Annotated in this window: 9 protein-coding genes; 6 read left to right on the top strand and 3 right to left on the bottom strand. The window is 37.1% G+C overall.

Translation table 11 applies throughout. The annotated features are described in order from the left end of the window. Positions 1-99: 99 nt before the first annotated feature. Complete coding sequence (locus OQE68_RS08205; protein WP_180569405.1) at positions 100-3,924, bottom strand: hypothetical protein; 3,825 nt, start codon at positions 3,922-3,924, stop codon at positions 100-102. A 1,116-nt stretch (positions 3,925-5,040) separates the two neighbouring features. On the opposite strand from OQE68_RS08205, the gene OQE68_RS08200 reads away from it, so the two are divergent. Continuing rightward, positions 5,041-5,229, top strand: a complete 189-nt coding sequence (locus OQE68_RS08200) for a transposase (protein ID WP_180569406.1) — start codon at positions 5,041-5,043, stop codon at positions 5,227-5,229. A 129-nt stretch (positions 5,230-5,358) separates the two neighbouring features. Next, on the top strand, positions 5,359-6,291 hold the full coding sequence (locus tag OQE68_RS08195) for an alpha/beta hydrolase fold domain-containing protein (RefSeq protein ID WP_219340080.1): 933 nt from the start codon (positions 5,359-5,361) through the stop codon (positions 6,289-6,291). A gap of 251 nt (positions 6,292-6,542) precedes the next feature. On the opposite strand, the gene OQE68_RS08190 is transcribed toward OQE68_RS08195, so the two are convergent. Continuing rightward, on the bottom strand, positions 6,543-7,433 hold the full coding sequence (locus OQE68_RS08190; protein ID WP_180569407.1) for an ABC transporter substrate-binding protein: 891 nt from the start codon (positions 7,431-7,433) through the stop codon (positions 6,543-6,545). A gap of 404 nt (positions 7,434-7,837) precedes the next feature. On the opposite strand from OQE68_RS08190, the gene OQE68_RS08185 reads away from it, so the two are divergent. From OQE68_RS08185 to OQE68_RS08170, 4 genes are all read left to right on the top strand, one after another. Next, positions 7,838-8,197 carry a DUF1801 domain-containing protein gene (locus OQE68_RS08185; protein ID WP_180569408.1) on the top strand — a complete coding sequence of 120 codons (360 nt, stop codon included), beginning with the start codon at positions 7,838-7,840 and terminating at the stop codon, positions 8,195-8,197. 154 nt (positions 8,198-8,351) lie between these two features. Continuing rightward, positions 8,352-8,909, top strand: a complete 558-nt coding sequence (locus tag OQE68_RS08180) for a hypothetical protein (protein WP_180569409.1) — start codon at positions 8,352-8,354, stop codon at positions 8,907-8,909. A 528-nt stretch (positions 8,910-9,437) separates the two neighbouring features. Then, on the top strand, positions 9,438-10,058 hold the full coding sequence (locus tag OQE68_RS08175) for a DUF1287 domain-containing protein (RefSeq protein ID WP_180569410.1): 621 nt from the start codon (positions 9,438-9,440) through the stop codon (positions 10,056-10,058). A 162-nt stretch (positions 10,059-10,220) separates the two neighbouring features. Then, complete coding sequence (locus OQE68_RS08170) at positions 10,221-10,898, top strand: DUF6962 family protein (RefSeq protein ID WP_180569411.1); 678 nt, start codon at positions 10,221-10,223, stop codon at positions 10,896-10,898. Between the two features lie 276 nt (positions 10,899-11,174). Here the strand turns inward: OQE68_RS08170 and OQE68_RS08165 are convergent, their stop codons facing one another. After that, a complete protein-coding gene (locus OQE68_RS08165) occupies positions 11,175-11,327 on the bottom strand; it encodes a hypothetical protein (RefSeq protein WP_180569412.1) in 153 nt (50 codons plus the stop codon). Positions 11,328-11,852: the final 525 nt, after the last annotated feature.

The following is an 11,852-nucleotide window of genomic DNA, read 5'->3' as shown; positions in this document are numbered from 1 at the left end:
TGGCAGGAATGGTTCATCATAAAATCTTAACTACTTAGCTAAAAAGTACGTTTTACATTACGTCACATATAAACTAACCAAGCGATTACAAATTAAATTTTATGGCTGGGCTGGGCGAGATGTTTTGAGAGCTTCAAGGACTATTCTGGTTTCTTCCCACCCACCACTTCCAACACGGTAAGCGCCTTTTTTTACTAATTCAAAGCCCTCATTTGGTCCACGGCGAGCATAAATACCAGTTCTGTCATCATACTTGAGCTTCATCTCACTGTCTTCAGGAACCCAAAAAGTATACCTTCCAGTTTCAGACTTACTGGGCCAAATAGTAAACTTTGTTCTAGCCTGAAAATCCTCATCTTTAGTCTCTAATACATCAGCTTCTCCAGATAAGTGTGTATCAACATAAGCCTTTAATCTTCGGAAGTTAAAGCCATCTATTGTAGGTTTTATTTCTTGTAAGTTACTAAATGTTAATACCTGTTCTCCTTCTGGCAAATCAGGTACATATAATGAGTACTCCCAGGGACTTTTTGTGCTTTGCCAAATAGTTAATTGGTTTGAAGGGAAAAGACCACCTGGACGATTAGGATTAAATGTATCGGGAAGTAAATTATAACTGAATAGATTAATATCGCCTCCAAAGGCCCTTCCTATTGTATATTTCTGGATCAGGTGAACTATTTTGCTCAAATTTTCAAGAGGAACTGGTAGCTGACCAGGCATGTGGAGCGAATACTTACCAGGAAGTCGTGTGCTTTTATAGATAGCAACTTGGCTATAATTTGCCTCTGGACGGCTATCTAGCAGCTGTATATCTCTGCCCAATAGCTCATGTAACTTACTTGGTAAATTCGTTTCAAAAAGTATTTTATTAGTTGGTTGGCTATAAAAATTATCTACTTTGGCTATAGCATCAGGAAGTGATTCAACAGTCGTTACTTCTTCTCCTGGTAAGTGAACCTCGTAACTAATTGGATTTAGCTCACTGACCCAAATAGCAGGCGTATTTGGGTTAAGCACATCATTCTGTGGCTTTTCGTCAAACACATGTAGTTGTAAGTTGTTGGTTCTTTCCTCAAAGGCAGAGCGCAAATTATTGGTAGCCGTTTCTTTAGTAAGACCCGCTCCCCTATTTGTGTAGCTATTACTACTGCTCTCTCCTTCTTCCCTATTCCGAAGGCGATTATCTAGATGTTCTGTTGGGTTTTGTTTTTCTTTTTTCTTCCACCATCCAGGTCCTTCTCCACGACCTCCAGTATATCGATCAGATACAGACCACCAACTACCATCTTCTGTTATGATTACCTCCCAGCTGTCAAAGCCATTGTTAGATCCATGTTTACTGGGTTGGAGGAAATATTTAGTCATTGTTTTGTTGTTGAGAGTGTATTTTCTTTCAATTAACCGCACATAAGTTCCATTACTGTCTTTTACATAGGGAACATGCTGACTGTCTCTATATAGGCCCGGTTTTTTGGGGTCTCTGGTTGGAGGGCGATCGAAACTTTCTTCTGATACCCTAGAGTACTCAATGGCTCTATTACGATTTTGAAAATCAATTCGTTTTTGGTAGGTTTTAACTGGGGTAAAGTCCATCCCCTTTGTGTATTGACCTTTTGATTTTAGCTTAGCGATTTTTTCATCTACTTTGGCTTTATTTGGCCTGAAGTTTTCGTGAACTTCCGTTTTAATACCTAACCTTTCCGCTTCTTGTAGTTCGGAAACAGTCACATCACCACCACCTAGAGAGTAGAATTTCCCTTTGTAGGATGCATTGCCTTTAGCCACATTCACCATATAGGATTCACCATTAGGGTCCAACACTTTCCAACTACCATTGGGATCAGGTACGTAGACATAGTGATCACAACCCTCAGCTATAGGCACATGGTATTCTTCTGCTTGTTCAGAAACGATGCCTAATGTAGTCAGATTTTTACTTTTGGCAACGCCATAGACAGTTCCGATACCATCCTCTGTTGCACCTGCAACAACAACAATATTGTCTTTACCATAACGTTCTATTTCCTTGTCTAGTATTACAGACAAGGTATTTTCTAAATCTACGTAGGGTTCATTAAATTCAGCGTAAACTGTAGCGTCAGCGTACCCAAGACCAGAGTAACCACTAAAAACGATAACTCGTTTATTTGCAGTAATATTGTCGATCGTAGTTTTTACTTCTGCATGTTTTGCGGCTAATTCTTCAGCAGTTAAGGGCGCTTCTGTTTCTACTTCAGATGTCGTTTCAGGGGGAGGAGACTCTGTTGTGCTCGATTCACCTTCACTCGTTTCTTCAGGTGATGGTGTATTGTCGGTTGGTTCTTCAATAAAGCTGGTTTCTTGAATTGGACCAGCAAACTCACCTTCGCCTGGTAACATGCCTTCTTTAGCGATAGCAGTAAAAGCAGCTCTTCGTGCTGCTGTATTTGCTCGTATAGCAATAATACCTTCAACCGCACCATAAGCAGCCATGGCGACATTGACAGCAGCAGATAGACCGGACGAAAGGGCCTTATCTTCAAGCTCGGCTAAATAATGATCAGGCCAGTCTGTAAAACGGTGACGACTTGCTAGTTCAGTATGCCAATGGTCTAAGTAGGGTTTGATTTGGAAAAAGTCGACTAGGTTTTGAATAGCATCGTACACACCTGCCGTATTGACATTAGCCCATATTGTTAGCCCTGCTTTAGCATGCTTATTAATATTCCAATAGCCTAAATTATCATCCTTAAGAGTTTCGTTTATAAATTGTTGTGCTTCATCTTTGTTGGTGATTTTTGCTTGTTTTAGAATAGCTTGACCTTTTTCTATTAGATATTTTGCACTAGATTGCGCAGAGTTATCAAAATAGTGATTTAGTAAGCTGATATTTTTTTTGAAATTATCGATATGCGTCTCGTGATTATTTATTCGATCAACATAGCTTAGCTTATTTTTTAATTCATTCGTAGTTAGTTCCGAATACTCATTTACTATTTCTCTGGCAATAGCAGCGATTCTTACCTTAGGGTGAGGAGTAATTAGGGTGCCATCGGCGTTGAATTCTGGTTTCCAAGTATCAATGGCATGCTTTAAAGCTCGTGTTAAAACTAGGTACTGATATTCAGGATGGTAAATAATATGAATGCGGTTATGTCTGTAATAATTATTAATTGTAGCTGTCCACATCCCAGTGTTCATTCCTGAAACCCATTGGTGAGGGTTTGCTGCAGAAAAGCTTACTTCTTCTTTTTTCTCAATCCTTTTCTTATCTAGTGTATCTAAAGCAGCCTCGCCTTTACCCTCACCATGCTCTTTGTCTACTTGCTCTTTATACACTTGTCTGGCAACGCTTAATAGTGCTGTTCGCGATGGATCCAGGGAGAAACCAACTTCACGCCATTTATTTTCAACCTGATGTTCAGGTATATAATACCGGTATTCATATTTTAATGCTGTTAAATAAAAGCTTTGTACTGCAGAGAAAGACTTACTAATATTTGGATATTTGTCACCTTGAATTGTATAAAATAATACAGCTGCATGTTGAAATGCGTTGATAAAATCATTTTTTTGGCGACGAGGAAACTCATCAAATAGTGTTTGTACATGTCTATCTTCAAGATGCCTAGTACGGACAAACCTTTCTAAATAGGCTTCCAATGTTGTTACAAAACGATCGCAGTCGACAGCATAATTTTCACAGGTTGCACTTAATATTTCATTAGGTGTATAACTCACTAATTCTGTTGTGTTTTTTGTCCATAGAGTTATGGCGGTGGCAGTATCCGCAAATTTTTGTTCTTCGGTCCGAATATCCAGTTTACAAGTAGGATCTGGGGTTAATTTATCTATACACTGGTGTGTTTGAGTTTTGCTAAATACTAATGGGGAGCTTAAAGAAGCAATGCTTATTGCTAATACTAATGGTTTTATATTCATAATAAACCCATATTTCAATACTGTAGTTAGTTTTTGGTCTTGTAAAGGTAGGTCAAACCAAATATAAGACACTTACATGCTTGAACCATCACAGGGATTGATGGTTGTTTCATCGTGTTCCCGCGGGGACAAAAAGCATATATGACAAGTCTATAAATAAGAATATTTTAAGTAGAATAAAATCCCGCAGTCGGGTATTGTTAATTTTAATTGTTACCACTCCATTTTTACAAAGAGATGATTTATATTTATTCAGACTTACAAGAGTTGTGGTTGTTGAGTCTGAGTTGATAATGTATTTTGCTATTTAACTTGATTACTTTGACAATAAATTGAGCTACGCAATGGTTTTTTCGTGGCTTACCGAACATTTACCATATTAATAGGAAGCAAAGGCACCTGTATAAAAACTAGAATCTTCCGGTGTAGTATCTCATCTGGTGTATTTACTGCTCCTCAGAAACAACAAATAAAGTGCAAATAAAAAAAATGAAGCATACGCTAACATTTTATTTTAAGCTTCTCAGAGCATTATCTATCATTTTACCCAATAAATCAGCCCTTTTAAGATAAAAAAGTAATCAACTCAGGTGGTTTAAAATTGTGTATATACTGTGTTTATAGTGAGTTTGGGGTAAGTCAAATAAGCAGCCAACCATAACTCACTAAATGTCAATTACTTCTGAAAACCTATACATGTAGCAAAAGCATTGACCATGTAGATAACTATACAATAAGCCTCCTTGAAAAGGTTGGTGAATGATACCTAGCCTGGGTATATACTAGTTGATTTACATTAAATTTATTACATAAATTTAGAATATTTACATGATCTTTACATTTTGACTAATGCATTCTTTAGTTCTTATATGGGTAGTGGTTGTAACTTGTAGTGGCCAAGTAGCACCCAGCAATTTTTTAAGAGACTTTTTTCAGTTGATGAGCTAAAAAGGCTGCGTAAAGAGAATACTCGACTGAAAGAAGAGCGAGCTATCTAAAAAACAGGGCTTTATATGGATTCCTAGGGTGTGGCATATAATACAACCAAAGATGTATTATGCGCGTCTATTTGGTTGAGTTAAGTCAGTAATAAGCGAAACTGGTAAATGATGAGTAATGTACCAGTTTATTCGTCAGAGACGTTGGCCTGATGGAATCAGCTGCTCTCACTGCCAGTCTCAACAAGTAGAAGGTAATGGCAATCATCAAAAGCAAATTGCCCGAAAAAGTTATCGCTGCCTAGAGTGTCATCGGAGATTGGATGACCTAACACTCACCATTTTTTCTGGACATCAACAAGAATGATGTTCAAAAATGACAAGTCAATTGCGAGAAAGTGTTTTTACTCGTTTGCCCATTCTTTGTATATTGCAATTACTCTAGTAGTGTTATAAATTCAAACTTAATATTTAAAAAAATTGCAAAGGGAAAAAAGTGCAACCTCACTATCTTTATAAAATCATTCTGGGAAGCATACTACTCTTATCCGGAGCAGTACAAGCTCAAAAAATAGAAAAAGCTGATACAAGCTGGGTTAAGACTAAGTGGCTTGACCTAGCTTATGCAAATCAATCTCCTACTCAAAAGTTAGACATTTACTTACCTGAAATAGGTAAAGGACCTTTCCCAATAATCCTCTCAATTCATGGAGGTGCTTTCAAATTTGGTGATAAAGCGGATGATCAGCTTACACCTATGTTAAAAGGCTTAAAACGCGGCTATGCAGTTATCTCAATTAATTACCGTCTTAGTGGCGAAGCTACCTGGCCGGCGGCAATTCATGATGTTAAAGCTGCAATTCGTTGGGTAAAGGCAAAAGCAGAGAAATTTAATCTCAACCCAAAAAAGATTGCGGTTTGGGGAGGATCAGCAGGTGGATATCTGGCAGCACTGGTAGGAACTTCATCAGGTGTAACAGAATTAGAAGACTTAAGCATGGGTAATCCAGATCAAACTACTAATGTACATGCTGTAATAGATTGGTTTGGTCCAATTGATTTTCTTAGTATGGATAAGCAGTTTATGGATAGTGGCATTGCCGGTCAACAGCATAGTACTCCCGATTCTTTTGAATCACAGATGATTGGAAAACCAATTACAGAAGTACCCGAACTGATCAAAGCAGCAAATCCAGAAACCTATATTTCTCATGATGACCCTCCCTTCTGGATACAACACGGAACTAATGATGCAATCATTCCTATTCAACAATCAGAAAATTTTGCTAAAAAATTAAGGGAAGTTATTGGCCCTAGTAAGGTGACATTTAAGCCCATTCCAGGCGCTAAACATGGCGGGGTTGAATTCAATGACTCAAAAAATTTAGATGAAATTTTTAGTTTTCTGAACACATACCTAAAGAATTAAAATATCTAAAAGCCTAGCTGATAACAGTGACCTCAGGAAGCCCTAGGGAGCAAAACTGATAATAATACATGTCCCCTTGGCAAGCGTGTAAATTGCAAAAAATTAAATGCCACACGCCTTAGCCGAGGGGACACGCAGATCTCGCTCATTTAGCTTATGATATCGATTATCTAAATCAAAGAAGCCAGACTGTAACATTGACTTTTAAGCTCGCTATTTATGAATACCACTATCTGTAGTATACCATGAAGTCAATTTTTAGAGGTGTCCACAATACTATCACCAGCTTCTTCTATAATTTCATGAGGAATAGTTAAGCCGAATTTTTTTGCTTTTACTAAGTCGATTGCAATGCCTGTAGCAGGCCAAGCAGGGATGATATTTTTGATTGACTCACCTTCGAATAAACGTTTAATCATGCTTGCAGCTTTTTTGCCGCCCCAAACCAGGGATGGGTAAATAGAAGCGGTTGCCCCCCATGAGTCCATTACATCACTTCTACCTAGGCCAATCAGTGGTTTGGTGGCATGTTTATAAACTATTTCAGCAAACGGTTTTTGTCCGCCCATCATATCATTAGAAGAAATAAATGCATCAACTATGCCATTTAATTCTAGAATATGCTCTTTAGCAAAGGAGGCCATACGCTTATGGCCTCCTTCACTTTTAACGAATTTGACTTTTCTAAATATGACGTTTATGTCTTTAAATTCTTGTAAATTCAACATGTTTTCAACCCATCTCTTATAACTATGTGCTTGAGGCATGTCGGCATAAATAATTGCAAATATTTTTGCTGTTGGCATGATTTTTCTAATAAATCTAAATCGGTCATCTACTTTGACTGGATAGCTTACCCCGGTGAAATTTGCCTTTGGAGGACTTGTAAAATCATCAATTACGCCTTCACCAACAGGGTCAGTGATATTACCAAATACAACATTGACAAAAGGCTTATTAAAAACAAGCTGCTTGAAAGCTCGTGTAGCAATGGTGCCATTGACAAAAATTATTTTATATCCTTGGTCTTTATGTGTTTTCCAAATATGGAAAGCTCTGCCTTCATAATGAGCTAATGAGTAGTAACTCATTTCAAGATTTTTATGCTCTATATAGCCTAATTTGGATAGCTCTTCTATCATTGACTCACGCAGAATTCTATATAATTCTGCCTTTTGGGAGTCAACCACTAATAGTTTGTGTATTTGGTGTTTGGGTGTTTGATTGCTACTAGCGCCTGGTAGGGCTAGCGTAATTGATATTAAAGCCGTGGCAATAGCTAATATCGTTTTCATTGTTCTTGAGGCCAATTTTTACACTAACTATTCATAATAGTAGTTGTTATTGAGAGGCTCGTAAGCTTGCTCATATGTCTTGTAAGCAAGACATATGAGCAAGAAAGTTAATAAGCCCAATTCAAGAGTAGAGCTTGAATAGAGAAGGAAGTATGTCGTAATAGTAAATACTGTTGAAGGTTTGTTAGTAGTCTAGCAGAGGTATATCATGCTCTCATTTGAATTGTGTATCTTAAAAGTAAGGTTAAGTCATGAAAGTATCAGAAAATCAGCAGGTTAGAGACTTTCTTAATGATATAGGGTTAGTTTCTTCTGAACAGTTGGATATAATTAAGTCAATTAAAGGGCTGTTTAATAATACAAGCCAGGATTTGACTGAAGAGATTAAATATGGCGGGCTGGTTTTTGTTAAATCAAGTTCATTGGTAGGTGGTGTTTTCCCATATAAGCAGCACATTTCCATTGAATTTAGTAAAGGTGCTGACTTTTCAGATCCATCGCGACATTTAGAAGGTAAAGGTAAAAGAAGAAGGCATTTAAAAATATACGAGATAAAAGATATTAAAGAAAAAGATGCTTTATTCTATATAAAACAAGCGATAAGTGGGTGATAACTGATTCGTCCTAAGTTGTAGTTGTATTAGTTAAATATATTTTCTATAAAAAGTAATAAAAAATATCATGAATAATTTCTCCTTACTGGCCTAAAATCTGCTCTTTTATAAAGGGCACTATTGCTTACTATACCCGTCATGAGGAGTAAATATGAGAAGTTTATGGTATACGGCGGTATTTTCTGTGGTGTTTTCGGTTGTGAGTGTAAATACTCATGCAAAAACCCCTGACGGAATGACTCCTGCTGAAGAAACGGTTTGTGACGTCTTAAAAGATGCTACCCCTGGTCTATTTGGACTATGTAATGCCTATTGTGAGGCGCAGGACTTAGGTCCAGATTCTAATAAAAACTCAATGGAGCAACTTTTGAGTAATTACAATAAGAAAAAAACTGAAAATGATCCTGACATGCCTTGTTTAGATAATCATGAACCAGAACCACCTGAGTGTCCTTGTTGTCACCTTGAAGAAGGCCTGCCAGAGGTATGTACTAGTAGATTAAGCGAGGATGGAAACACAGTAAGAGTTGTATTTGGAGATAGTTTTGTTGGAGCAACTATAAACCCAGACAATGGAACTGGTGCATGTAGAGTTGCGATCCCTGGAGTGAGAGAAGAAGTTCGAACTCAATCAGTTGAGAGTATTGCAGAATGTATGGAAACATTGATTATGCGCTGTCCTCCTGAAGATACACCAAGAACATTTTAAAACTGTTTACTTTAACCTCTTGTTTAATAAAACAAGGGGTTTTTAAATTGTTTTAAGAAGTAAAAACTGTATATCGGCATTAGTCATTCTGATACCTTACACTATCTAAAGCTTCCAAATCTGAAAACAATTGTTGTAATTTGTAGCAGGTGGTTCTTTTTCTATATAGGTCATTTTTCTGATATATCACGAATTTTAAATGCCTTCCTGGCATTTACCTTCGGCCAGCTAAAGCTGTTCTAATCTGATCCAGTCAAATTGGTTTGGCTTCGTTATCTTCGTCTCTTACCCCAATCACCTATTAATAGAGGTTCAAGGGGTTTCGTCACTTGATGACCTCATCTAAAAACCCTTCGCACTGGACATATATGCCTACCCTTAGATCTTGAGTGATTACGAACGGGCTGTTTCTTGATCAGTGTACTCTATTGTTGTTTGCGATATTACTTTTCGATATCCTGACTAACAGAAGTAAGTAGTTAAACAGTAAATGAAGATGAATGAGTATTTTTAAGATGGTGCTTATATATGGTTAGTTTAGTGAAGAGATGTTTACTATTACTCTTGCTATTTTCTGTTCATGTGATTGCCGATGATTTTTATAAGTCATTAGCTACTGCTGCCGAAGAGCGTACAAAATATGATGTAACCTACGATGGTTCTTATTATGTTATTGACTACCCTAATGGTGATGTGCCTGAAAATATTGGTGTTTGTACCGACGTAGTTATCAGGAGCTATCGAAAACTTGATATCGACTTGCAGCAAGCTTTGCACCTAGATATAAAAAAGCAATTTAGTGAATACCCATCTAAACGAATTTGGGGGCTGACAAGGCCAGACAAAAATATTGACCACCGTCGAGTACCAAATTTAAGAGCATTTTTTACCAGGCATGGTGAAAAATTACCAGTGACAGAAGAAGGCGCTGACTATAAGCCTGGAGAGTTGGTAACCTGGACGTTACCTGGTAATTTGCCTCACATAGGTATTATTTCTAATCAAAAATCTGCTGATGGTAAGCGTCCTTTGGTAGTTCATAATATTGGCTCTGGTCCGGTACTGGAGGATATGTTGTTTGTTTATGAGGTCACAGGGCGTTACCGATACAAACCTTTGAGCACATCTAAAAATGCACTTTTTCAGTGATAGCTGTGTTAGCCCCGTACTTTTGGCCCTGCTAGCATTTATATTAATGCTTGAGGTTGCTATCGCTAAGCATGCAGTAGCTGCTTAGCCCTCATTAAATAACCTCTTTGGTATCCAATGTAATAGATCCACCAAAAATTTTCTGAAAGAAGTAAATATTATATGGAATTTAATAATAAGCTTACTGAAATAACGACAGGTGTTACGGATTTTATTCTGGCTATTTTTATTATATTTGTGATTATTCAGTTATACAAGGAAGTGAGATTAGACCGTTGGAAAGTATCGTTGTGGTGTTTTGTATTGGGTTTTATTTCAATCGCCGCTTTATTTGGTGCTGTAGTGCATACTTTTGAGCTTTCAACAGCTACTCGTCAGTTATTTTGGAAACCGATTAATTTTTCACTGGGTTTAGCGGTTGCTCTGACTGGTTTGGGTGGTGTATACGATTTTTGGGGGGCGAGGACGGCAATAAAACTTTTGCCTATAGCAGTAGGTTTAGGAGCAGGCTTTTTCCTTCTCACGCTTTTTTTAGATAAAGGTTTTATCGTATTTATGGTCTATCAAGTGCTTGTAATGGTTGGGGTATTAATTATATATACAACGTTAGCCTTTCGTAAACAATTGGCTGGCGCTGGTATCATTAGTTTGGCTGTGGTTGTCAATATTGTAGCAGCCCTAGTGCAACAAAGTAGTTTATCGTTAGTGGTAATAGTACCATTTGACCATAATGGCTTGTTTCATATTATTCAAATGGTTGCTATTGGTTTGCTGGGCTGGGGAGTAATAATCGCGGTAAAAAAGAAGCTGCCCATACAAAATATAAAGGGGCAATACTAACCAACAAAGCAGATAATTCAAGCTTTGTAGAGAATATAGTCGAGGGTATAGGATTAACTAAGCAGTAGCAAAGCCAAGTATGCCAAATAAGAAGATCAATCCTACCATTGCAATAATACTGACAACATTATCAGCAGCATGACAATGATCATGCCGAAGCCAAAACCAGCGAGAGCAGCATCCATAGCAGAATTACCTATTTATTGTATCAACCATAATAGTTATCAAAGTAGCACAATGGGTTGCCTTTGCGAGTTTTTGGTCTGTATGGGGTGGTTAATTTGATAATTCGTCTAAAGTCTGATTAATTTCATCGGTTGAAGCCCAAGGAAGTAATCGGAATACTTTTATACCATTGCTTAGTTTGAGTGGTTTGGCTAGTCGATTTTGTAAATAAACAGCTAAGTAAGGGGTACACATTTTTTTCATATTTGAGAATAGCTGTGAGTGAAGTGTAATTTGATTAACTACAATACTAAACCAGTCAAAGCTCACTTGGTCTGAATCTTTACTACAAAATGATAAACTAGTTAAATAAATGTTGTAATGATTGCTGGTTTCTATCTCTAACCTTCTTAGAAACTCATAATCTCTTGCAGAATAACAGTGATTTTCACTGAAAACAGTTATAGTAAGCTGATGCATTTGTAAATAGTATGCATTGAATAAACCTAAAAAACTACCATACCATAACTGCTATTGAGATTTTATGAAGATATTGTTATCTCCTAAACCAATTGGCGCTATGTATATCAGTTGTGAATGATTTTTAAGCGCTGCTTTTATCGTGTAGTTTTTTTAAAGCTGACTTCTAGTTGATGGGCTCTAGTGGATGGTCTTAGCTAAAACTGATGAAGATTATTTGTAAATAAGATTTATTCTCAATAATTGTATTTACATTGATAGGCTAAAGTTTATCTTTTATTAGAATATTATTGTTTTCTTAATTAATGC

Origin of the sequence: Spartinivicinus marinus (assembly GCF_026309355.1) — a bacterium.
Classification (GTDB): Bacteria; Pseudomonadota; Gammaproteobacteria; order Pseudomonadales; family Zooshikellaceae; genus Spartinivicinus; species Spartinivicinus marinus.
The sequence above is the reverse complement of the archived record's forward strand: the minus strand, read 5'-3'. Positions and strand labels throughout refer to the sequence as shown.

What these genes read in the sequence shown, in the direction of transcription:
- OQE68_RS08200 (WP_180569406.1), top strand. Translation starts at nt 5,041, where the DNA reads ATGTACCAGTTTATTCGTCAGAGACGTTGGCCTGATGGAATCAGCTGC.
- OQE68_RS08175 (WP_180569410.1), top strand. Translation starts at nt 9,438, where the DNA reads ATGGTTAGTTTAGTGAAGAGATGTTTACTATTACTCTTGCTATTTTCT.
- OQE68_RS08205 (WP_180569405.1), bottom strand. Translation starts at nt 3,924, where the DNA reads ATGAATATAAAACCATTAGTATTAGCAATAAGCATTGCTTCTTTAAGC.
- OQE68_RS08180 (WP_180569409.1), top strand. Translation starts at nt 8,352, where the DNA reads ATGAGAAGTTTATGGTATACGGCGGTATTTTCTGTGGTGTTTTCGGTT.
- OQE68_RS08185 (WP_180569408.1), top strand. Translation starts at nt 7,838, where the DNA reads ATGAAAGTATCAGAAAATCAGCAGGTTAGAGACTTTCTTAATGATATA.
- OQE68_RS08190 (WP_180569407.1), bottom strand. Translation starts at nt 7,433, where the DNA reads ATGATAGAAGAGCTATCCAAATTAGGCTATATAGAGCATAAAAATCTT.
- OQE68_RS08170 (WP_180569411.1), top strand. Translation starts at nt 10,221, where the DNA reads ATGGAATTTAATAATAAGCTTACTGAAATAACGACAGGTGTTACGGAT.
- OQE68_RS08165 (WP_180569412.1), bottom strand. Translation starts at nt 11,327, where the DNA reads ATGAAAAAAATGTGTACCCCTTACTTAGCTGTTTATTTACAAAATCGA.